Below are 23,914 nucleotides of genomic sequence, written 5' to 3' on the forward strand. Positions count from 1 at the left end.
TAGCACTTATTCTTGTTGCGAAATGTAACGCAATATTTTTACAAGATGTAATGATCTAAGTGAGTAGCTCGTTGTATAACTTGTACCTAAGATTACAAAAATGCAGCCTTAAAGATCCTTTCAAACCGGGACTTTAATCGTGAATTTTCCTTTTTCGCCCACTAAAGACTTTCGAACTTAATCTTTGTAAAGTTTCTTAAAGGTGTGGGGAGGAAAGCCACGAAAATGGCTCACACTCTTAAATGGTTTAGAGAGTCAATTTGCCTTGTCACAATATTTTGCTTCACAGCCTTTGAATCAAACTTTTGCGGCGCCAATGGCTCTGAACCAAGCTTAAAAAAAACTAAGCGAAAACATACTCAATAAAATCCCACTCATAAATATAAGTAGGAGATAAAAACATGTTTGACATCTTTACTCGGGTTGTTTCTCAGGCTGATGCCCGAGGTGAGTTCATCTCTACTGACAAGCTCGATGCTCTTAGCAAAATCGTTAGTGATGGCAACAAGCGTGCCGATGCTGTGAACCGCATCACTGGTTCCGCTTCCGCTATTGTTACTGAAGCTGCTCGCACACTCTTTGCAGACCAGCCTCAACTTATTGCTCCTGGTGGTAACGCTTACACTAGCCGTCGTATGGCTGCTTGTTTGCGCGACATGGAGATCATCCTCCGCTATGTAACTTACGCAATCTTCACTGGAGATGCGTCTGTTCTTAACGATCGTTGTCTCAATGGCCTTCGTGAGACTTATCTCGCTCTCGGTACTCCCGGTGCTTCTGTTGCTGTTGGCGTCAGAATGATGGGTAAAGCTGCTCAAAAGATTGTTGGCGATTCTAATGGAATCACTACTGGCGATTGCAGCACTCTACTTCAAGAAATCAACCTTTATTTCGAAGCTGCGGCAGCTGCTGTCGAGTAGGAAGTGACGGTCTTTATGGCCCAAGCTTTTTACGCTAGTCTTACAGCAAAATTTGTAAGGCAATTTTTTAAAGAAAGTTATTGATAATCCACAGGGAGATAATTTAACAATGAAAACCCCTCTCACCGAAGCGGTATCTGTTGCAGACTCTCAAGGTCGCTTTTTAAGCAACACTGAGCTCCAATCTTTGTTTGGTCGTTTTGAGCGCGCAGCAGCAGCAATGGCAGCAGCTAAAAGCCTAAGTGCTAGTTCTAGCTCTCTCATCACTGGTGCAGCTAATGCTGTTTACAGCAAGTTCCCTTACACGACTTCTACTCCTGGCCCTACTTACGCTTCCAGCGCTGTTGGTAAAGAAAAGTGTGCTCGTGACATTGGCTACTACCTCCGCATGGTTACTTACTGCCTAGTTGCTGGTGGTACTGGTCCTATGGATGAGTATCTTGTCGCTGGTCTTGATGAGATCAACCGTACTTTTGAGCTTTCTCCTAGCTGGTACATTGAAGCTTTGACTTACATCAAAGCAAACCATGGTCTTAGTGGCCAGTCTGCTACTGAAACTAATAACTATATCGACTACGCGATCAACGCTCTTAGCTAATTGATTGTGATTGTTTGACCGACCTAGGTGGATAATCGACTAGTGGCTTTTTTGTCGATGTTTGATTATCTATCTGGGTCTTGTTGTATCTATGAATATTTTGGTCTTGGCTATAAACCAAACATGGTAAGAAGTTGGTATGGGTGATAGTGACTGGAAGATGGCTGAGGCATGGACGCTTGAAGAGGCGATCGCCAATATCCAGCAAACAGAAGATTTAGGCAAAAGATATTATGCGGCTTGGTGGTTTGGTCGTTTTCGAGTGCAAGATGATCGGGCCTTGGCTGCTTTACTCGATGCTTTAAAAGATGAAGCAGACCGTTCTCCTGATGGAGGCTATCCCCTCCGGCGCAATGCCGCCAAAGCTTTGGGTAAATTAAATAATCCCAACGTTGTTGAACCTTTGATTGGTTGTCTGGATAGCGAAGACTATTATGTGCGGGAATCAGCGGCGCAATCTTTAGAGCTTTTAAAAGATGAGCGGTCGATCTCCCCTCTCCGAAAGATGTTGGTGGGTGGAATAGAAGCCGCGGTATTAAAGGAAGGAAAACCTCATTTTGTACAACCCTATGAAGCGATTATTGAGGCTCTAGGAGCGATGTGTGCAACGGAGGCGATCGCCGATATTCAAGTATTTCTAGAGCATGATGCCGAAAAGATTCGCTATGCAACCCTTAGAGCGATGTATCAGCTCACAGGCAAAGCAATTTATGCAGAACAATTAATCGATGCATTGGGCGGAGATACTTTGCAGCTTCGTCGGTCTGCGTTGATGGATTTGGGCGCAGTGGGCTATGTGCCAGCAGGTCCGGCGATCGCCAATACATTAGCGGAAAATAGCCTAAAATTGATTTCCCTCAAAGGTGTTTTGGAAGCCCATCTCAATCGCACCAACAGCAAATTAGACGCCGAGGGCGATAACCTCTTACAGTTAATGGATAGTTTGCTCTAACCTCCCTCACTTATTGCCTAGTTTTTTCCGAATTTATGACCGTCTCAGACTTAATTACTGCCGTTAATAATGCCGATTCTGCGCAAGGCTTAATCGATGCTGTGGAAGATTTGGTGGCTCACGTTGATCAAACCGCGATGACAACCCTTGTAGACGTGCTCAAGTTTAATAATCCAGGGGCTGCAGTGGCCGCTGTAGATGGCCTGATTCAGTTGGGTAAGCCAGTTGTTTCGTATCTATTGGAAAATCTGGATGGCTATAACTATGGTGCAAGGGCATGGATGATTCGTGTGTTTGCAGGAGTCGGCGACCCAAGAGCTTTAGATTTATTGGTTGAGGCGGCTAATACTGATTTTTCTCTCAGTGTGAGACGAGCTGCCACGAAAGGTTTAGGGAGTATTCTCTGGCAAGATATTGCTGATGAAAATGAGCGTTTCCAATGGCAACGAAAAGTACTTGATTGTTTATTGCTCGCTTTAGAGGATGGAGAATGGGTTGTTCGCTATGGGGCGATCGCCGGCTTAGAAGGATTAGTGAAATCTCTATCTGATGAGCGACAAAGAGAAGCTTGCGATTACCTACAAAAATTTATCACTATAGAAGATGAAATTGTAGTGCGTGCCAGATGTTGGCAAGCGCTTAGACAGCTTTCTCTAGCCTATGGACTCAATGTTGATCTCGAAAACTTAGCGATTGGTTAACGGCTAGCCACTTGGGCTAAAGACCAATCTGGTCTGAGATTGCTAGCCTCGCGGAGGTAGGAATGCTTAATCTCTGCTTGGGGTTTGGGGGTATTGATGTGGATGAGTACCCGGATGCATTGTTGCAAGCTGGGAGTTACTGCCATCTGTTGCACATCTAAAAGAGGCACACTGTCCCAATGATCTCGTTTGCGGGCGATCGCCGCCGGAAAGATCGCGTCCAAATCCGCTGTCGTCGTAAACACAACACTGATAATTTCTTCGGGATCAAGCTCGTTACGCTGGTCGATATCATCGAGTAATTCTTTGACAGACTCTGCGATCGCCTCCTTGGTATTTGACGATGCTGTCGTTGCGCCGCGAATTGCTCGTACCTTCCAGTCCACGTTGTTGTCCTCCACGAGAAATTATGACTTCACTATATAGGGTTGTCTTTAGGGGCGAAATAACCAGAGTGGTTGTCCTGCTGTCGCCAGTTCAAATTCTACCCAATTGAGGGTATTGCCAATAGGCGATCGCCCCTGACTCCGATTTAAAAGTCGATTGACAAAAGATTTTGGCTCTTCAATGGTGTTACATTCTGCTTTCTCTGGATCAAGGCCCGCCAGCTCTGCCGCCCAAATTCTGGCATCTTCCTCAGTCCCTAAGCGATCCACAGTACCGAGTTCTTTTGCTTGTTCACCACTGAAAATACGGCCATCCGCAAATGCTTTTACTGCATCGACCTCTAGACCACGAGCATCAGCAATGGTTTTGACAAATTGCCCATAACTCACGTCGATTAAGTCTTGGAGAATGCGCTCTTCCTCAGAGGTTAGCTGCCGATCAAAAGACAAAATATCTTTGTACGGCCCTGATTTAATCACCTTAAAAGAAACACCGACTTTTTCGAGGAGCCGCTCTAAATTATTGCCTCGTAGAATGACGCCGATACTACCCGTAATCGTGCCTGGATTCGAGACAATGTGCTGCGCACCCATACTGATATAAACGCCGCCGGATGCTGAGATATTGCCAAAACTCGCGACAATTTTGACTTTCTTTTGTAATTTTTTGAGTGCTTCGTAAATTTCCTGAGAATCACCGACTGTACCACCAGGAGAATCGATGCGGAGTAATAGAGCCGGAAATTTCTTTTCCTCAACTTCTTTTAGCGCTTTTAAAACTGTTTTGCGCGTTTCCGAGGCGATCGCCCCAGTGATTTCAATGCGAGCTATTTGTTTCCGAGATTTGGGAGGAAAAGGCCACACCATAGATTTTTGAGGAAAAATAAAAGACTTGAGTCGCAGTCACAATCGACGACAGTTCTTTATCTTATCGGATGCTGGTTATTCCGTGGCGATCGCCTCAGAGTCCTTGGAAAAAAAACAATTAAGAGTAGGCCAAAACATAAAGCGAAGTGATAGGGGTTTACCTTTCAGAAATGTCAGAAATTGCGCTGCGATCGCTGAGAAATTCCCCTATCCTTATCATTACGTCTTTTTTTATCCCTACCAAGACCCTATGACCGGAAACTTATCGAAGGACACATTCCTCAAATTTCCTTTGGTGTTAATTGCGCCATTCTTTTTGTGGGGCACAGCGATGGTGGCCATGAAAGGCGTTTTGGAAGTCACATCGCCTTTGTTTCTCGCCTCGACACGTCTTGTTCCTGCCGGAATTTTGGTTTTACTATTTGCTCGCATCATGGGTCGGAACCAAAGAATTCCAGCAGAGGGCTGGATTTGGATCTGTGCCTTTGCTTTCATCGATGGCCTTATGTTTCAGGGTTTTCTTGCAGAAGGGCTGGTGAAAACTGGGGCAGGTTTAGGATCAGTCATGATCGATTCTCAACCGCTTGCCGTTGCACTACTGTCGAGTTGGTTATTTGGTGAGCGTATCGGTCTATGGGGTTGGCTGGGTCTAACATTTGGCATCCTAGGCATTAGCCTCATTGGCATTCCCGATGACTGGATTTTTGCGGTAACGGCTGGGGATTTTTCATTTTTGCAAGTGGACAACCTCGAAATCAGTGGCGAGGTATTAATGCTAGCTGCATCGCTGTCAATGGCAGTCGGAACAATTTTGATTCGGTATGTCAGTCGTTATGTTGACCCTGTGGTGGCGACGGGTTGGCACATGATTATCGGCGGTATTCCATTATTAGTAGCCTCTGGCTTTCTTGAAACGCAGCAGTGGCAAAACATCAATGTGTCGGGGTGGTTGGCGCTGGGTTACTCCACGATCTTTGGCAGTGCGATCGCCTATGGTTTATTTTTCCTCCTCGCTTCCAAAGGCAATTTAACGAGTCTTAGTGCTTTAACCTTTCTCACACCAGTTTTTGCCTTGATTTTTGGACACCTCATTCTTGCAGAGGAGTTAAGTCAGCTCCAGTGGTTCGGCGTCGGTTTAACCCTTGTGAGTATCTATCTTATTAATCAGAGAGAACGTATTGCTCAACAGTGGCGATCGCTAACAAATAAGTCAGCATCCAACCAGTCAGTTGCTGCCACAACGATAGAAAAAAAGGAAAGACTAAAATAGAATAGTTAATACGAGTAAAATGCGGATAATAGATTTGAAAACTTAATAATGTAGCGCCGTCATTCCATACAAAATACAATCCTAGCGTCTTTAGGATTTAGCAATGCATTACTAAAACAAAACACAGCAAATCATCTCAGCATAAACAACATTAACCTTGGATTCTGTGTACTGGATGCCCTATGAAACGGATTTATCAAGGTATGAGCAGCAATCCTCGCCTTGCTTATGCAAGGCACAAAGAATCGCAGTACTTTCGTCCTTGTTAAAGCTGATTTTTGGAAGTCTCCTCATATGCTGCGCTACAAAATTACGCATGGACGACAAGATATAGCAATGCCCAGATAGATCAAGACGAAGAACAAAGAACCTCATCCATCGCATCTCTTAAAGAACGTGAGTTCGGCGATCGCCAGAAGCACTTATAGCAGTCGCCAGATAGATTAAGACACTCCATAATGGTTTTGCAGACAAGCTTAGGATTGAGGTTCACATGACGTATCAAACTATATGACCATTGCTATAGTTCGATTTTGTGGTCTCATAAGTTCAGCAAACGAGAAATGGAGTCCCTTGCGATAATGACCCAAATGCTTGAATCTGGTAAAATCCAGCAGCTGAGTTCTTAAGTCTTTTTTCCGAGAAAGAAAACATTGTTCCACCTTGCGTCGTAGTGTAAAAATTCTCTTGTTAGGGAGTTCGCTCCTCAGTCAAATATTTCGATTTGTATTTCGACTTGCGACATTGAAAATATGCAGAATGAGGTTGCTTATTAGGGATTGGCCGTATTTTGTTTGGTTAAAACCGAGGTAATGGGTGTCATTGATCATCTCCACCTAAGAATCGACAATCTGCTTATTATTGCGTTCAGTAAGTTTGAGGCGAATTTCTTCGTGGTATTCCTTGGTGATGGGATAAAAATACGCCAATACTAAACCGATAATTAAGGCAAGAGTTGGCAAGGGGGCGATCGCCACGCGGATAGCAAACAAAGCAGAGTCTGGTTGGATGGGAGGTGTTTCACCCGCCACGGATTCGACGAAGCCCGCCCAAGATAGGGCTTGTCCCACGAGAAATAGACTAATCGCTAAGCCCATTTTTTGGAGTAACACCATAAAGCCATAGAAAACGCCTTCCCGCCGTTTGCCTGTGTTGAGTTCGTCTAGCTCAATGACATCGGGAACCATTGACCAAGGAATTAGATAACTGACTGCCACACCGCATCCCGCCATCACTGCAAAGAAGAACATCAAACCCACTTGTCCGGGCTGAAGGAAAAACAAGCCAACTTGCGCGAGAATCCAAATGCTAACCCCCGCAAAATAGACTTTTTTCTTGCCTACTTTTTTGCTGAAGGCACTGGCGACAAATAACAAAATTAAGGCTGTTCCCTGTACTGCAAGGGCTGCGTTGGGGAACATGGCATCGGGTAAACCCATCCAGCTAATGACGAAGTAGGGCAAAATTGACGCGGTTAATTGGATTGCCAACCACGATGCTAAATAGATGCCGATCACATAAAGGAAAGGCTTGTTATTAAAGGCAATTTTGAGTTGTTCTTTGAATGGAACTGGGGCTTCACCATCATCATGGCTAGGATGAGCGACTAATAGATGCTCTTCTGTCGGTGACTGAATAAAGGTAAAAGCACTCACACCCAATAGAATTGCAAGGGCGATCGCCACAAATATCCAAACAAAACCGACTTGCAGCCATTGCAGAACAATCACCCCTAAAACCGATAATCCAGACAATCCAGCCAAAATATATCCCAAGGCAATACGCTGTGCATTATTGAAGATGGCTTCGCGACCTTTTTCCTGCAATCGCAACGTACACCAGAGCAATGTGAGCAACGCAAATATCGAGCACACTAAACCTAAAATCCAATATTGTTTAGCTGGATTATCGGGGTAAGCCTGAAACACAATGCGCGCCACAATTAGCGAAAAAATACTGGAGCCAATGGAAAAGCTAAACCGAAAACTGTTAAGGCTTGTCCGCTCGTTATAGTCTTGCGTCAACTCTGGTGTGAGCGCAGCATAGGGCAAATTAACAGCAGTGTAGGCGAGGTTAAATAAAATCCCCATCACCACGTAATAGCCAAATAAAAACCAGTCATTAATGGCATCAACATCGCTGAAATGTGGCACAAGCCATTGCCCGAAAAAGACGATCACAAATGGCAAGGTTCCCCACAACATCCAAGGGATTCGCCTGCCCCATTTCGTTCGGGTGCGATCACTCATCATGCCGACGACAGGATCATTCACCGCATCGGCAATTTTGCCAATCATCAAAATACTGCCCGCTAATCCTGGCGGTAAGCCGGCCACCTGCGTAAAAAAGTACAGCAAGAAAAAGACTAAAACATTAGCCGTAAGGGCTGGCCCAATATCTCCCGCCCCAAACGCAATTTTTGTGGTGAGATTGAGTTTTTCGGCTTGGGGTTTCAGCGGCTGGGTCATGGGGAGAAAGAATTTAGACTATCCGCAATTGTAGTGCCTGTAACAATCAGTGGCGGAATATGTGGCATCAGGAGGGCGGTCGCCTATTTTTGCCTTTGTGATTTATCTGAGCCAAGTAAGTCACATGCTGAAGTACAAACCATTTGGAATAGTTCTTATCCGTCAGATTCTGCATATTGAAAATACACATGATGAAATTTGCCAGAATACCGAAATAAAGCTGGAATACCTTCTATAGCAGCGAAGGAGAAGGTTAGGACATAGAACAGAAGGCTATTCTGATGGCATCGAACAAATCCTCAGTCTTCTTGATGAGCTTACTTACCTCCTTCTTTAACCTCCCCCAAAACTTCTCTATCTTGTTCAGGTGTGGTGAGTAGGGTGGCAAAAATATCACTTCACATCCTGCCTTCGCCACCAATGTTTGTATTCTTTCCTTTGGATGAACACTGGCATTATCCAGAATAATAATTTGACCCGGAATCAACTCTGGCACTAAGCAATCCTCTACCCATTGGCAAACTAAGGCGCTGTTGGCATAGCCCTCAAATACCATCGGTGCTATCTGCTCTCCCTCTCGCCATCCTCCAATCACGCTAACTCGTTCTGTACGATGACCTAACTTCTCTGCGATAAACCTCTCTGACTTATGGCAGTAGCCATACCCATAATCTAAGGTATTATCAAATCCACTTTCATCGATATATACGAGTCGTTCTTGGACATACTGCTTCAGTTGTGCCACAAATGCTTTTTCTAATTCTTTATCTCTCTCTTGATATCGATAGGTCTTTTTTTCGAGTAAATTCAATTTTCCGTAGAGCTTCACGTCTGGATGCATCACTAATAGACTCTGGCCATTTCTCCGCCATTTCCTTCTGGGTTAGATGCCCATATTTCTCTGCAAAAGCACGAAAAGCATCTAGATCATTAATCTTCGGTTGAGGGCCTCGACGGTAATCTGTCTTCGGAGCGACTGAACCGATTTTCTCTCGTCGTTTCAGCCACAGGTCTAGCGTATTTCGGCTAATACCAAAGAAGCGACAGATATCACTTTTTCGTTCACCTTTATCGAAGGCGGCAACAGCTTTTAGGCGTAAATCAAGACTATGGGGAGCAGGCATGGCATCTATGTTTATTGCTTCTATCCTATTTTGTCTTAACCCACTCCTTGCCTGCTATAGTGTTAGATATTTATCTGAAATAAATTGGCAATAGAGTCTTTGGGGTATTTTAGAGGTGTGTGTCAAAAAAAGAGCTATAAGTCTGCGCACGCAATATTAAATTTACTCTCCTTGTCTTATCTGACAAAAAATCACCCATCTTTTTTTGGAGACGACAAAAAAAGTTTCAAGGCTTATCTCACAAAGCTTTTAGGAGATTATGGGCGATCAAGAAAAATCTTTTAATGAAAAAAACATACACCAGACTGCTGGATTCTAGGTCTTTAGATCTAAAAGACCTAACCGTATTGCTTCTGAAAAACTGGAATCGAACCATGATCTGTAACTATAGAGAGAATTTTTGATCAGTCTTAATGAGATTAATTATCAACTTTGTCTGGTATGCTATTTCATGTGACATACATATTTAGTGGATAACTTCCAAACTAATAGGAATCGGCTTTCGTCTCTTCTGTGTCTCTTTTTACGCTGGAGAGATTTGATTTATTCCATGGAGAACACCATATTTACTGACATGCGTAAGCAGACTCTACCTACTTTTCGCTAAATATCGTTTAGAAAATACTGTTTCATTAAACTTACTATGGCCTGTCCTTCTGATGCTTTATGGCTAAGCGTCAATCCCAGCTTGAGACACTTCGATCAGCGTTTATGTCGACTACTGCGCAGACATGTCGAAATCCAATATTGGAGCTACCATCAAACACCTGATGAGCCTTGCTCTATTGAAACGGCCGTTACGCTACTTCATGATTATCTCAAGCATCGATCAGTACCCATTCATCTCATCGGACATGGTGTAAGTGGTGCTGTAGCTTTGTTATACGCGCGCTTACACCCATCGAGAGTTAAGTCCTTGACTCTATTGGGGGTTGGTGCAAATCCTGCGATTAGTTGGCATACCCAATACTATGCTCTTAGAAATAATTTGCCTTGCAATCGTCAAATGATTTTGATGCAGATGGCAAGAATTTTATTTGGTGCTATTGGTTCAAAAAAACTGACTGGTATTGCCAGGGTGTTAGTCAAAAATTTAGATACAGAATTGTCTTCTCACTCTCTGATCGAGCATCGTAATTTTGAGAGTGGCGGTGTGGAAGTTCCAATCCTCGTGTGCAATGGGGCGTTCGACACCATTATTGATCCAAATGAACATGCTCGTTGGCAGCCGTATCTGAATAGTGGCGATCGCCTATGGACATGCCAAAAAGGAAGACATTTTTTCCATCATAGCCATGCCTCACAAGTTAACCCGATCATCGTTGATTTTTGGCAGAGGGCGACCTCACCTTTCGCAAGAACAGCACTCATTGAAGTCATTTCCTAACTTTCAGTAGACCTCTCAATTGAATGGAGATTAGTATTTGTGGAAACGTATGAATTTGATGTCGCGATCATTGGTGGTGGACCAGCTGGCTGCACTTGTGCCCTATATACATCCAGAGCCGATCTAAAGACCGTCATTTTAGATAAAAACTCAGCAGTTGGTGCACTAGCTATCACCCACAAAATCGCTAATTATCCTGGTGTTGCTACAGATATCAGCGGGGATGAACTGTTGCAAATTATGCGTGAACAAGCGATATCCTATGGCACGGACTACCGTCGGGCTCAGGTATTTGGCATCGACGTTAGCGGTGAAAAGAAAACAGTATATACACCAGAAGGTACATTTACTTGTCGGGCTCTCGTTTTGGCGACAGGTGCAATGGGTCGCAAAGCATCATTTAAAGGAGAAGCAGAATTTTTGGGACGTGGTGTCAGTTATTGCGCAACCTGTGATGCAGCTTTTTATCGCGATCGTGAAGTTGTAGTTGTGGGCTCTAACCAAGAAGCAATAGAAGAAGCGCAGGTGCTAACAAAATTTGCATCTACTGTACATTTTGTGACGTTTAAAATCCCGGTTATGGAAGAGCCCCATGTTCAAGCTTTATTAGCCTCACCAAATGTCAAACATTGGGATCGCTCTCGCCTTGTCGGTATTCAGGGTGATGATACTGGTGTGACAGGCGTTCAAATAAAAACCAAAGAATCAAAAGAGCCAGTATCTTTATCCCTTGAAGGAGTATTCGTCTATCAAAGTGGCTCAAAGCCCATTACAGATTTTATTGGTGATCAAGTGGAATTCAATGATGATGGTGGTGTGAAAGTTAATGATTTGATGTCTACAAATATTGACGGTGTTTGGGCAATTGGAGATATACGAAATACACCATTTAAGCAAGCAGTTGTTGCAGCCGGTGATGGTTGTGTTGCAGCAATGGCAATCGATAAATATCTAAATAGTCGTAAAGGGTTTAGACCAGATTGGGATCATTCTTAAATGGGAGACTGAAGATATTAATATCAATGATTATTCTGTGACATATTTTATTTTTGAGAAATTAAGTAATCTGTTTGATAAAAGATTATAATATAGTCACACCAGTGAATTTTTTTGCGAGGGTTAACTATGCTTAATCCTCGCATTTTCATGGAGTTTTAACAAGAACTCGAAATTACTTGATAGACTGATCTTTTTCTATAAATTAAATAATGGTTTAAGTTGAATACACCAAATTTCGATACGTTCTCCACTCTTCTCAAACTCGTTGTCATCATCTAGAGCTAAACCACAAAACTGACTACCACGTATGGCTTTTGAGTCTGTATGACTATAACCATCTGCTGGCCAATATCCAACAGTTTTACCGCCTAGACTGGAAATCTTTGCTTCAAGTTGACCCATTGCATCTTGAAAGTTATCTGCATAACTAATTTGATCACCGGTACCAAAATAAGCAATTGTTTTGCCATTAAAGCTGAGATCATCTAAATCTTCAAAAACTTCATTCTAATCATCTTGGATATCACCAATATTCCATGTGGGACATCCAATAATCAAGAAGTCATATTCTAATAAGTCAGATGCATTTTTCTCACTGATATCATGAAGGTCTATGATCCCTTCTCCACCTAAAACCTCCTGTATTTGTTCTGCAATATCTGCTGTTTTGCCTGTTGTTGAACCAAAAAATAATCCAATCTTTGACATGATTTTAATATTTGAATGAGTGGCTGATTTAGAGCTCAAATTGAGTATTTAATACGATTAAATACTCAATTTGATAATTAAAAAAACTCCCAAAATATCGGGCTATTTTGAGAGCACTAGGCACAACTTAAAAGCTTTTTAGGCGATCGCCAGTTCTTTTTCCATCTCGGCAGAGTATTCACCGCGGCTGGCTGCGCTATTGCATTGAGCACGCTTAAGCAGACGAGATTGCGCTTCTGCAATATTCGCTTTATGACCAGACCAATGATCTAGAGCGGGCTGCTGGATGGCGCGTGCATAGGAGAAGGTTACCGGCCATGGACATTGATCACCAAAGCGTTTGTTCATCTCATTCAGATGGGCAGATGATTGCTGCATTGATTGCCCGCCAGAAAGGAACGCAATCCCGGCTACAGTTGCAGGAACATTCTTGAGTAAACAGCTGATTGTTGCCTCAGCCACATCTTCAACACTTGTTTGTTGCGGACAATCTTTGCCTGCAATGACCATACTGGGCTTGAGGATCATCTGATCATAGGCAACGCTCTGGGCATGGAGCTGCTTAAACACTTCATGGAGTGTTGCGTCAGTCACATCCCAACACTTCTGTAAGGTGTGGTCGCCATCAATTAAGACTTCAGGCTCAACAATTGGGACAAGGCCACATTCTTGGCATAGTGCAGCATAACGCGCCAAACTATGGGCATTTGCTTCGATACACCCCTTGCTAGGAATATTGTTGCCAATGGTGATAACCGCACGCCATTTCGCAAACCGCGCACCCATTTTGTAGTATTCAGCCAGGCGATCGCGCAAATCATCAAGACCTTCAGTTACTTTTTCATCAGTGTGACCAGCTAGCTCTTTCGCGCCAGTATCAACCTTAATGCCAGGAATCATACCAGCCTCTTTAATGACAGCTAGTAAAGACACACCTTCAGGAGTTGTTTGACGAATGGTCTCATCATAGAGAATGGGCCCACTGACGTAGTCTGCAAGATTAGGAGTGGTCAAGATTAGCGTGCGATACATCTGACGATATTCCTCAGTTGCTGGAATACCAAGCTTTTGAAAGCGCTTGTTACAAGTACCGTTACTCTCGTCCATCGCAAGAATACCCTTGCCTTTAGCAACCATTGCTTTTGCTGTTGCTCGTAATTCTTCTGAATATTTACTCATCAAGAGGTCCTAAATTTTTTGCTTGCAGTTGCTTATTGACATATACTCTCAATAAGATTTATTTGTCAAGCTCTATATTCTCAATATTTTCCTTTTCTTCTTTGCCGAGATGAATGCCTTAAGATTTCTTGGATCTGCTTCTATTACTTCTGTAGACTGATTTTTGGAGGCTTTTCCCGTTGGATATATTTTGGATTTTTGTGGCGGAATTTAATTGAGATATTTTTTATTAAGAAAAACTATAAATAAAAGTCCGTTTAAAGCCTATGAATGCAGTCAGTCAGTCTTTCACCCTTAAGCTAACCAGTAAGATTGCCTACTTAGGCGTTCTATTTCGAGCAGAATTTTTGGGTACTCATGTCGATCTCAGGCCATGGTTGGAGGATCGGAAAACTCAAAGTCACTTAGACCCTAATTCCATTGATCTAAGTTTTCACTCCTTTCATCAGAGTACTGGGTTAAATGTCAATTGTGTTCTAATGCAGCTGAAGTTCTCGACAGATCTTCGGGAGCCGACTTGCCGGTTAAGTCGGATAGATGCCAATGGTTTTGAGCGTGGCGATGAAAAGTGGCAATTTTCGACGAATACTGATGAGTTTTTGGGGATTTCTCCGCCCACCTTGGAAGCTCAGATGCATTTCATGAAGATAGTCAATCACGCACTGCTGTTGTTTAAAGATCCACATAAAGAAGATTCTCTCCAGTTAAATTCTTGATCTGAGAATTGTTGGGGTTCTTTTTGATTAGTCTTTGGTTGTGAGTAGAATTCAGAGGCGATCGCCTCTCTCTGTCATGAACTTCATGAACTTAAAAGCTCACATCATTTCTAGTAACAATGATTTTTTCGCTAATAGTTAGTTGAGACGCACAAGCCGAATTTCTGTACGCTGTTGTTTGGGATCTTCAGGGGCAATGCCAGATAGGGGTAAATAGAAACCTTTTCCTTCAGCGATGATATTGTGTTGCAAACCCCGCTGTCGGAGTCCATCGACGACAACTTGGGCACGTTGCTGGGATAGGGTTTGGTTTAATTTTGGGTCGCCTGTTTTGGAAGTATGGCCAATGACTCGGATGCCAACTGTTTGGGGATTAAACTCTTTGATCTGATTGACGAGTTGTTCGAGGGTAGTTTGGCTTTGTTGGCTGAGTGTTGCGGAACCTGTGGCGAAGTTGACTTCACCGCGCACTTGCAAGTTACCGATATCTGATGCTTGGGCCACCTCACTCGCCGCAACTTGAGGGACAGCCTGAATGGTTGTGCCTTTACCCGCGAGGCGATCAGCGAGTTCAGGATTATCCACTTTAATCAAATCGATCAAGGTTTGGGTATTTAGGGCAGCTTTATTGACGTATTCGTCAGTAAAGAGGCTATTGATATCTGTGGGCACTTGATTGAGTTTGCCAGATAAGACCAACACGGCAGCTGTTGAGCCGATACGCTGTTCAAGAGTGCCTGCTTGGATCCAGTTTTTGGCTTCGATAGAGGTAAAAAAGTCGATACCCTCTAGGATTGAATCGGCTTCACTTGGGGTCAGTTCACCATCAGTGGCAATTTGGGCTCTCAATTGGGATGGTTCTCGGATGTTTGCATCAATGTGGCGGTAATAAGCTTCGAGAAAATCACTCACTAAATCGGGACGGGCAGTCAGAAGGCGATCGCTTGCCACAATAACATCGAGGATGGCAGTGGGAGCATCATTGCTGGAGAGAACAACGGTGTAGCCTGCATTGCGCGCTTGACTAACGAAAGGTTCCCAGAGGACAGCAACTGCAACGTTTTCAGCAGGATTTTGGAGAGCTTGCCAAGCTTCGGATGCATCTACGACTTCTTTCACGTCGAAGTCACTGAGATTAAACCCATCAAAAGCAGTGCTCAAGACAAGGGCAAGATATTCGCTGGGGGTATCAACGGCATAGGTGATGCTGAGGGATTCGCCTTGGGCGGATTGTTGCAAGGTTTGTAAACTGTTGAGGGAGTTGAGATCCGGATATTGCTTGTTGTTAAGAACCACCGCATCCGCCCCAATAGTCCGGTCGATCAAACCGACAATTTTGCCTTCGGGATTTTGCTTGAGGAATTGGTCTAGGGTTGTGACATAAAGATCAGCTTTACCTTCGTTAAGGAGATTCGCTCGGGCCGTTTGGTCAAACTCATTGCCATAGGAGAGAGTAATACCGACTTCTTGGAGAGCTTCCTGAAATTCGGCATTTCGGAAAGTGCTATACCCACTGAATGTGTCTCCCAACAAGGTTATGTTTCCTTGCTCAAGGTTTCGCGTGCTTTTAGTCGGAGAATCTTTAGAACTTGGGTCGTTACCAAAGATTTCCTCTAAAAAACCAGGAGATCTGTTCCCCAGAAACCATAGCCCGCCGCCAAGAATCCCCATCGTGACGAGTAATGCAGCAACAAGGGTAAGGGGATTTTCTTTTTGGCTCATAGCGGAGGGTTAACCATGATAGATGTATGTGTCGTTATTCTAAAAACTGACTTTTCTTTTTTCAATCTTGACTTGATTTAAAAGGAGAATACTGGGCGATCGCCTATTCCTATATATTTATGATTCGGCATTGCAGAATAGAGGTATGAATGGAGGATGCTGACCCATAATCTTGCTATAGAAATGGATACAAGGCTTAAGAAGTAGCTGTTACTGCACCCTGAGTCTTATTCCTTACTATGATTCTGTATCTATCCGGCCATCGCTATAGTTTTTGCCTCAATGCTTCTCGCTTCTGTTCATCCCTTTCCTGATACCCATAGGTCTTTTTTGCGAGTAAAACCTATCTTCTTCAACATTCTCGATATGGTGCGACGACTCACATCACCCGGCTACAACTCTACCATTTCTGCCTGGGTTTTATCTGGATGCTGTTGTACAAAGCTTTTGAATGCTTCCTAGTCTGTGATTTTGTGACCCGAGCCTTTCTGATACCCTGTTTTGGCGCTGTAAAACTTCCTGTTTGCTCTAGTCGTTGTATCCAGAGATAAAGGCTATTAAGGCCAAGACCGAACATTTCACAGACATCTTTTTTCGGGATACCTAGTGCTACCGCATCAAGGACTTGACATCGTAGGTCATTACTATAAGCAGCTGGCATTTTTTACTTCACGCAACAACTCCCATAATACTTCCTAAACCATTTGGCTATTGCTATAGATAAAACTCCAAGCAAACTCTTGATTTATGGGAATTTCAGCCCAATTCCTTATCCAAAACTGACGTTGTTTTAATACTGCTTGAAGTTTTCAAAAAAATCCTGTTACTTTGAGAAGATCATTTTAATACTTTACTAAATTTCAAGCTTTCTTAGCTGAAAATTTGAATGTTTCTCCTTGTTCGCTACCCAAGCGGATATGGCTATTGGAAAGTAATAAAATTTCTTCTTGGTGGATGTTTTGCCAGTCTTGATTTGGTAGACTAATTAATGTGCCAAACCGGGAGCGATCGCGGATAAAAAAGCCTTCTTCTCGTTGAATAATTTCGGCATGTTCTTTACTAACCCAGGGTTCCTCGATGGTGACATCATTTTCGGAGCGGCGACCAATGCGGATCAGTTTGCTACTGAATGTCCATTCTCGTTCTGGGTCATCACAGGAACTAAGAGTAAATGTTTGCGTTTTAATCGGTGTTGGTAAGCGCGTTGGCAATTCGGTAATGGATGACAACTTTGACAAAATCTGACCATCGAACTCTGGATGCATATAGAGGATAGGTAATGTCCAAGCTGGCGAGTTGAATTTGAATTGCGCTAATAAATTCTGGCGGGCGATCGCCACAGATTCATCTACTGGTTTATGTTTGCAAAATGCTTGACTGAGACTCGTAATAAAGGCGATCGCTTCATCATCACTAATGGGGTCGCGCATCGCTAAAACTGACGGTAAACCATGATGAATCAGTACTTCCGTTAGGCTACTGGTGGCGATCGCCTGATGATTTTGTTGGAGGGATTTGGCACCCCAACAGGAATTAAACACCGTTAACCGAATGCCGCTTTGGGTGAGGATTTGCGCCAATTCTTTGCCGTTGAGTTTATCAGCATCGTTGAGAAAAATCTGGCCGCCATCCGCTGCGGGCTCGCCATGACCACTATAAAAAAAGAGCTGGTAATTTTTGCTAGAGAGAGTTTCCGCTAATTCGCTGGGAGTTGGCTGAATCAGAATATCGCCTTGCACTTGCCCAAAACTTTTTGTCTGCCAAATGTTTTGCAATCGTTCTGCTTCTGTTTTGAGATCGAGGCTATCATTGCCATTTTCGGGCGCACCTAAAACCAACAAAATATTTAGCGATCGCCCGGTGGATTGTAGATTTAAAGGCGCAACATCACCGATCGTGCGACTAAAGAAAACCTGAGGGTTAAGAGAAACTGCTTGCTTGCCCATTTCCTGCTGCATAATTTCCCACGGCAATGGCAACAGATTTGGGTCACGCACATCAATCCGTAACCGCAACGCCTCTTTTTGACCCAATGCAACCCCTTCAGCCCGTGCAAAACTTTCGGCGATCGCCCCTTGAAATAACCATTGCCACATCTGCACACCCAACCCTTGCATTAATCGTCCACTGATCGAAGCATTCGGATCTGGCACTAATTCTACAGACTGGACTTCACCAGTAATCGGATAGTGGGGCGTTTGATGAGGCGTAAAAATTGCCTGCCATGCCAACCAAATCCGACTTAATTCTTCATCCCATAAAATATCTTCTTTTTCCACACCTCGCACAAATGGTGTTGCCGCAGCCCAAATCACAAAATGATGTTCTTCCGGCGAATTATTTAGGCGATCGCACACCACTTGTAGAGACGGGAAATCAGGAGGTTGAGACATCGACAATGAAAATTGAGACTGGGCGCTCTTCCAATTTATGTCGTTTAACAGCAGATTCATACACTGCTCCATGAATCTTTTCTGTAGAACCGACCCTTCTATGGCGAGAAATGACCATAAATCTTAAGAAAATATGGGGTTGGATAGGTTCGGGAATGCACACCTCTAAGCAATTAGCAGTCGCCCCCTATGAGTGCTAAATTTGCTAGTGAAGTTAAATCCTATAACTCAAAATTTTTATGTCTAAGATTGTCTCTTTTAAGGATGAATCCAGACGGTCTCTTGAAGCGGGTATTAATGCCCTCGCCGATGCCGTCAAAATTACATTAGGTCCTAAGGGTCGTAACGTATTACTCGAGAAGTCTTACGGCGCACCCCAAATTGTTAATGATGGTATTACCGTTGCGAAGGAAATCGAGCTAGCAGATCCCCTCAGAAATACTGGTGCTCGTCTCATCCGTGAAGTTGCAGCCAAGACAAATGACAGTGCAGGTGATGGTACAACCACTGCAACTGTAATGGCTCAGGCTTTAATTCACGAAGGCTTGAAGAATGTTACTGCGGGTTCAAATCCGATTGAGTTGCGTCGTGGTATTGATGCAGCGGTGAAATTCCTCGTTGATGAGATTGCAAGTATTGCTAAGCCTGTGGAAGGTGAGGCGATCGCCCAGGTTGCTGCGGTATCTGCAGGTAACGATGATGAAGTCGGTAACATGATCTCCGAGGCGATGGCTAAGGTGACTAAAGATGGTGTAATCACTGTTGAAGAGTCCAAGTCTCTTGCTACTGAGCTTGATGTTGTAGAAGGTATGCAGCTCGACCGTGGCTACATGTCTCCTTACTTCGTCACTGACCAAGAGCGTCAAATCGTTGAGTTTGATAATCCTCTTGTGCTTATCACGGACAAGAAAATTTCGGCGATCGCCGACCTCGTGCCTGTGCTTGAGCAAGTGGCGCGTTCCAGTCAGCCTCTTCTCATCATCGCTGAAGATATTGAAGGTGAAGCCCTCGCAACTCTCGTTGTGAATAAGGCTCGCGGTGTGCTTAATGCCGCTGCGATTAAAGCACCTAGCTTTGGCGATCGCCGTAAGCAAATGCTTCAGGACATTGCAGTACTCACTGGTGGCCGTGTCATTTCCGAAGAAGTTGGTCTTGCTCTCGAAACTGTCGAATTAGACATGCTCGGTAAAGCAGAAAAGATCACCTTAACGAAGGAGACTACAACCGTTGTTTCCGGTGGCGGTAGCAAAAGTGATATCGATGCTCGCGTTGCCCAAATCCGTAAGCAATTGGCTGAAACTGATTCTGAGTATGACGCAGAGAAGCTCCAAGAGCGTATTGCTAAGCTCGCTGGTGGTGTTGCAGTCATCAAAGTTGGTGCAGCAACTGAAACTGAACTTAAGGATCGTAAGCTCCGCATCGAAGACGCTCTCAACGCAACTAAAGCAGCTGTTGATGAAGGTATCGTTCCCGGTGGTGGCACAACTCTCATTCACCTTGCAGCAAAAGTTGCTGACGTAAAAACATCCCTCACAACTGACGAAGAAAAGCTCGGTGTCGACATTGTTGCTCGCGCCCTTGAAGCTCCCCTCCGTCAACTCGCTGACAATGCTGGCGAAGAAGGTTCTGTCGTTGTTGAGCGTGTTCGTGAAAGCGAATTCAACGTTGGTTACAATGCAGCAACTGGTGAGTACGTTGACATGATTGCGGCTGGTATTATCGACCCTGCAAAAGTTGTCCGCTCCGTTCTTCAGAATGCTGGTTCTATTGCTGGGATGGTGATCACCACTGAAGCACTCGTTGTTGAAAAGCCTGAACCTGAAGCTGCAGCTCCCGACATGGGCGGTGGCATGGGTGGCATGGGCGGCGGCATGCCCGGTATGGGTGGCATGGGAATGCCCGGCATGGGAATGATGTAATTTCCCCAGACCCTGAATAAACAACAGTTTTTATCTTGAGCATCCTTCGGGGTGCTTTTTTATTGAGTAAAAAAGTATTCGTGATGTAATTTTCTTGAAAACTACGGACAAGGTACAGACGTGTCTGGTGTACCGGAGATATCAACAAATCCCGTATTATTTGCCATCACATCTGCAAAATCAACAAAATTAATATTGCCAGCAGCACCAATTAGCAAATCATCACCACCATTGCCCGCAAAATCCGCTGTGCCGCTAGTATTGTTCGTGAATGCAGTAATACAAATACCGAGTGGAGGAGCTGCATCTTGAAGGCGAACACTATTTGCCCCGGCTTGCTGGAAGTTATTGTTTAAAACGCTCACATCATTAGTTAGTCCACCGTTATTGGAGCGAACAAAAAGACCATTTGAATTATTTCCACTCGTCGTAATCACATTGTTGGAAACAGTGATTTCATCTATCGTTCCATCATTAAAGGCTCGGATAAATAGACCTTCTGCAGCAGTTCCACTGGTCATTAAGGTATTATCGGAAAGCATTAACCTAGTTGTTGTTGTTCCGATATTTGAAGTGCCAACAAAGAGGCTATGTGCTCCATTTCCTGTTGTTATCACATTATTAGCAGAAACTTCTGCGTTATCTACATTGGAACCATTTAGAGTGCGAACTGAAATGCCGTGATTCGTTGTACCACTAGTTGTAATGGTATTGCTAGCAAGGTTCACGCCATCTGTCGTTGAACCGTTTAAAGTACGAACAGAAATACCTCGTCCACCATCTCCATTTGCCGCGATTGTGTTACCTGAGATTTGTGTGCTCGTCATCATTGAGCCATTTAAGGTGCGAGTGATGATGCCACGATTGTTTTGGCCATCGACCGTAATATTGTTGTCAGAAACTGTCAGGTTCTCGAGGGTTGATCCATTGCGTGTCCGGGTTGAAAATCCTCGACTTTCATCTCCATTGGCTGTGATTGTATTTGTGGCAATAGTAACGCCGTTTATTATTGACATGACGTCACTATAAACAGAAATGTTATCGGCATAGGTTCCATTACTAGAAACAGTGTTGCCAGAAATAGTTGAGCTATTGATTGTTGTGCCGCGATCACCGTAGAGACCAATACCGGTCGTATAATTCCCTCCGCTGGAGACAGTATTGCCAGAAATAGTAGAATCACTGACTGTTGTGTCGCGATCGCCGTAGATACCAATACCGGAAGTATAATCTCCCGAATTGGAAACAGTATTGCCAGAAATAGTAGAACCACTGACTGTTGTGCCGCGATCGCCATAGATACTAATACTAGTCAGATAATTTCCTGTTGTAGAAACAGTGTTGTCAGAAATAGTTGAGCTAGTTATTGCGGTTAAGTCATTCCCGAAGATACCAATACCATTCGTATAGTAGTTTCCTGTTGTAGAAACGGTATTGCCAGAAATAGTAGAGCTATTTATTATTGTTGAGTCATTGCCGAAGATACCAATGCCAGTCGTGTAATTTCCAGCAGTGGAAACAGTATTGCCAGAGATAATGGTGTTCGTGATTTGTGCTGAGTAGTCTCCGGAGACATCAATATTAGCTAGATAGTTTCCAGTGCTAGAAACAATATTGCCAGAAATTGTTGTGTTACTAATCGTGGAATTGTAACTATCAACATCAATTCCTTCAGAATAGAATCCTGACGTAGACACAGTGTTGCCAGAGATAGTGGTATCGGAGATTGTGGAGTTATAACCCTCAATATCAATACCTTCAGAGCGATCGCCTTGAGTCGTGATTGTATTACCAGAAATAGTAGTATCACTGGTTGTTGTTGAGTTGTAAGACCCGACATCAAGACCTTCAGAACCCTCTCCTGTTGTTGAGATTGTATTGCCAGAAATGATGGTGTTGCTAATCGTCGAGGCATTGCCTTCTATGTCAATTCCTTCAGCCGAATCCCCCATTGTTGAAATTGTATTGGCTGAAAGAAGGACATTACTAATCGTTGCGCCATCACCAAGAATTTCAATACCATCAGCATCATTTCCCGTCGTTGAGATTGTGTTGCGATCAATTGTGAAGTCACTTACATTGCTGGCATAGACACTAGGATTATTACCCGACTGAATGTCAAAACCTGAAAGCCTTGATCCATTCCCCATCGTCACGGTGTCTTGTACTAGAGGTGATGTGCCAGTTCCAGACCCCGGCAACTGAGTGATGCCTACATCTACAATATCGAGTTCCTGGGTGACCCCCGTGGAGAGAGCTTGGACATTATCGGGAACTGTGAAGCCTGCCATTCCAGAGCGATCGCCTGACTCGACATAAATCACATCATTGCCCGCTGTCATGGCGATCGCCGACGCATCAGTCACTTCGCCAAACGGATTTTCGAAGGTCCCATCACCAGTTGTTACCCCGTCTGTGACATGGAGAAAACGCCATTCATCACCTGTCACTGGATTCCTCGCCACCACATCGTTACTTTGTTCGATCTGTGTTTCAAGTTCTTGTTGGCGATCGATCGGGATAATATCCTGTCGCTGCACACTCTGACCTAGACGAGCAATAACTGATTCTTCTGGTGTTTCTGAACGCTTACGAATATTTTCTCCGCCTAACTTGAGACCCAGAGAAAACTGTAAATTCGTGCCAAAATTACTGTCTGATTGTAATGAAATTCCGGCTAGGAGACTTTCCGTTTCTGCCTGCAAACGACTGCGTACACCGATAATGGAAGTTCCCTCACCATCAAGGAAATAAAGACCTGCATAAGCATATAAATTACCCGTATCCCACTTACTGAGCTGGTAACCTCCCTCCAGATCAATGCCTGTCATCGCGTTTTCCGATAACGTGGAAATAAGTTGCTGGCTTTGGCTATCAAATAGCAAACGATTATCAAGGAACCGAAAGTTTGAGGTCGTTGTGTTTGTCGTTGTATCGCTGCTGATTGTTCGACTAGCGTCACCAAGGGGAATATAGCCGTTCAGCCGTGCTTCCCATTTATCTCCTAAGACTTCTGCTCCTAAACCTAGTTGATGAAAGGTTTCTTTTGATTCTGTATGGCGTAAGTCCCAACCTGCATAGCCACCAATAACCAGATTGTTCTCAGATAAAAAACGACGATATCCAGCCCTCAGATTTCCGCCTTGTCCACCGCCATCGGTAAAGCCATTAAACCGACCTTCACCATAAAAAGTACTAACGCCTGGTGTTTGACTGAAAGGCACAAATCCATAAAAGCTACCAAAAGACGCTTCATAGCCAGCACCTTCTCCTGTCTGAAATGTACCGCTAAAACGAGGGGAGACAAGCTGCTTTTTTGTGGTGTTGCTTACAGGGTTTTCTTGAGCTCTGACAGGAAAAACATACAGCCCTATGCCTAGAATTGACGAGAGAATAATGATTTGGCGAGAAAGAAATCTTTGGGTAAACATGCGTACTTCCTTGATGAAACGATGGCCGAAAACCTAGTTCTGGATGGGATAGTATTGAGCGTTTGCAATCACAAACGATCTACGACACGTAAGTATTTAGAACAGGGCATTTTGTTTTGCTTTACAGAAACTATAAATTTTAGCTACAAGTTAAGAACTGCAGCTCAATTGACG

General features: G+C 43.9%; 17 protein-coding genes and 2 pseudogenes. 8 read left to right on the forward strand and 11 right to left on the reverse strand.

Translation table 11 applies throughout. From position 1 onward, the window contains the following. Nucleotides 1–401 precede the first annotated feature (401 nt). From LEPTO7376_RS11620 to LEPTO7376_RS11635, 4 genes are all read left to right on the forward strand, one after another. On the forward strand, nt 402–920 hold the full coding sequence (locus LEPTO7376_RS11620; RefSeq protein WP_015134371.1) for a phycocyanin subunit beta: 519 nt from the start codon (nt 402–404) through the stop codon (nt 918–920). A 109-nt stretch (nt 921–1,029) separates the two neighbouring features. Next, entirely contained in the window at nt 1,030–1,518 is a 489-nt protein-coding gene (gene cpcA / locus LEPTO7376_RS11625) for a phycocyanin subunit alpha (protein WP_015134372.1), read from the forward strand. A 139-nt stretch (nt 1,519–1,657) separates the two neighbouring features. Beyond that, nucleotides 1,658–2,470, forward strand: coding sequence for a HEAT repeat domain-containing protein (locus LEPTO7376_RS11630; RefSeq protein ID WP_015134373.1), 813 nt, complete (start codon nt 1,658–1,660; stop codon nt 2,468–2,470). Between the two features lie 35 nt (nt 2,471–2,505). Further along, nucleotides 2,506–3,171 carry a HEAT repeat domain-containing protein gene (locus LEPTO7376_RS11635; protein WP_015134374.1) on the forward strand — a complete coding sequence of 222 codons (666 nt, stop codon included), beginning with the start codon at nt 2,506–2,508 and terminating at the stop codon, nt 3,169–3,171. On the opposite strand, the gene aroH is transcribed toward LEPTO7376_RS11635, so the two are convergent. Both aroH and sppA read right to left on the reverse strand, forming a co-directional pair. Next, on the reverse strand, nt 3,168–3,557 hold the full coding sequence (gene aroH / locus LEPTO7376_RS11640; RefSeq protein WP_015134375.1) for a chorismate mutase: 390 nt from the start codon (nt 3,555–3,557) through the stop codon (nt 3,168–3,170). The two genes, LEPTO7376_RS11635 and aroH, sit on opposite strands and share 4 nt — an antisense overlap. A 48-nt stretch (nt 3,558–3,605) precedes the next feature. Next, on the reverse strand, nt 3,606–4,424 hold the full coding sequence (sppA, locus tag LEPTO7376_RS11645; protein ID WP_015134376.1) for a signal peptide peptidase SppA: 819 nt from the start codon (nt 4,422–4,424) through the stop codon (nt 3,606–3,608). A gap of 250 nt (nt 4,425–4,674) precedes the next feature. On the opposite strand from sppA, the gene LEPTO7376_RS11650 reads away from it, so the two are divergent. Next, nucleotides 4,675–5,694 carry a DMT family transporter gene (locus LEPTO7376_RS11650; RefSeq protein ID WP_015134377.1) on the forward strand — a complete coding sequence of 340 codons (1,020 nt, stop codon included), beginning with the start codon at nt 4,675–4,677 and terminating at the stop codon, nt 5,692–5,694. Nucleotides 5,695–6,530: 836 nt separating this feature from the next. Here LEPTO7376_RS11650 and LEPTO7376_RS11655 read toward each other — a convergent pair. Together LEPTO7376_RS11655 and LEPTO7376_RS29070 are read right to left on the reverse strand one after the other, a co-directional pair. Beyond that, nucleotides 6,531–8,162, reverse strand: a complete 1,632-nt coding sequence (locus LEPTO7376_RS11655) for an MFS transporter (protein WP_015134378.1) — start codon at nt 8,160–8,162, stop codon at nt 6,531–6,533. Nucleotides 8,163–8,415: 253 nt separating this feature from the next. Further along, nucleotides 8,416–9,286, reverse strand: a pseudogene (locus LEPTO7376_RS29070) (IS630 family transposase). A gap of 643 nt (nt 9,287–9,929) precedes the next feature. On the opposite strand from LEPTO7376_RS29070, the gene LEPTO7376_RS11670 reads away from it, so the two are divergent. Further along, the gene (locus LEPTO7376_RS11670) at nt 9,930–10,673 is read left to right on the forward strand and encodes an alpha/beta fold hydrolase (protein WP_015134380.1); all 744 of its coding nucleotides are present in this window, start codon (nt 9,930–9,932) and stop codon (nt 10,671–10,673) included. Between the two features lie 39 nt (nt 10,674–10,712). Further along, on the forward strand, nt 10,713–11,669 hold the full coding sequence (locus tag LEPTO7376_RS11675) for an NAD(P)/FAD-dependent oxidoreductase (protein ID WP_015134381.1): 957 nt from the start codon (nt 10,713–10,715) through the stop codon (nt 11,667–11,669). Nucleotides 11,670–11,867: 198 nt separating this feature from the next. On the opposite strand, the pseudogene fldA reads toward LEPTO7376_RS11675, so the two are convergent. The 6 genes and pseudogenes from fldA to LEPTO7376_RS11705 form a co-directional block, all read right to left on the reverse strand. After that, nucleotides 11,868–12,380, reverse strand: a pseudogene (gene fldA / locus LEPTO7376_RS11680) (flavodoxin FldA). Nucleotides 12,381–12,518: 138 nt separating this feature from the next. Next, nucleotides 12,519–13,559, reverse strand: a complete 1,041-nt coding sequence (locus LEPTO7376_RS11685; protein WP_015134382.1) for a class I fructose-bisphosphate aldolase — start codon at nt 13,557–13,559, stop codon at nt 12,519–12,521. A 524-nt stretch (nt 13,560–14,083) separates the two neighbouring features. Next, nucleotides 14,084–14,245 carry a hypothetical protein gene (locus LEPTO7376_RS26415; protein ID WP_160148445.1) on the reverse strand — a complete coding sequence of 54 codons (162 nt, stop codon included), beginning with the start codon at nt 14,243–14,245 and terminating at the stop codon, nt 14,084–14,086. 168 nt (nt 14,246–14,413) lie between these two features. Further along, the gene (locus LEPTO7376_RS11695; RefSeq protein ID WP_015134384.1) at nt 14,414–15,997 is read right to left on the reverse strand and encodes an OmpA family protein; all 1,584 of its coding nucleotides are present in this window, start codon (nt 15,995–15,997) and stop codon (nt 14,414–14,416) included. 400 nt (nt 15,998–16,397) lie between these two features. Beyond that, nucleotides 16,398–16,658: a helix-turn-helix domain-containing protein gene (locus tag LEPTO7376_RS11700; protein WP_083891101.1), complete on the reverse strand. Its 261-nt coding sequence runs from the start codon at nt 16,656–16,658 to the stop codon at nt 16,398–16,400. 199 nt (nt 16,659–16,857) lie between these two features. Further along, on the reverse strand, nt 16,858–18,390 hold the full coding sequence (locus tag LEPTO7376_RS11705; RefSeq protein ID WP_041763530.1) for a CHAT domain-containing protein: 1,533 nt from the start codon (nt 18,388–18,390) through the stop codon (nt 16,858–16,860). A gap of 239 nt (nt 18,391–18,629) precedes the next feature. Between LEPTO7376_RS11705 and groL the strand changes: the two genes are divergently transcribed. After that, nucleotides 18,630–20,309, forward strand: a complete 1,680-nt coding sequence (gene groL, locus LEPTO7376_RS11710; RefSeq protein WP_015134386.1) for a chaperonin GroEL — start codon at nt 18,630–18,632, stop codon at nt 20,307–20,309. A 101-nt stretch (nt 20,310–20,410) separates the two neighbouring features. Here the strand turns inward: groL and LEPTO7376_RS11715 are convergent, their stop codons facing one another. Then, nucleotides 20,411–23,740 carry a right-handed parallel beta-helix repeat-containing protein gene (locus LEPTO7376_RS11715; RefSeq protein WP_015134387.1) on the reverse strand — a complete coding sequence of 1,110 codons (3,330 nt, stop codon included), beginning with the start codon at nt 23,738–23,740 and terminating at the stop codon, nt 20,411–20,413. Nucleotides 23,741–23,914: the final 174 nt, after the last annotated feature.

Source organism: [Leptolyngbya] sp. PCC 7376 (assembly GCF_000316605.1).
Taxonomy (GTDB): domain Bacteria; phylum Cyanobacteriota; class Cyanobacteriia; order Cyanobacteriales; family MRBY01; genus MRBY01.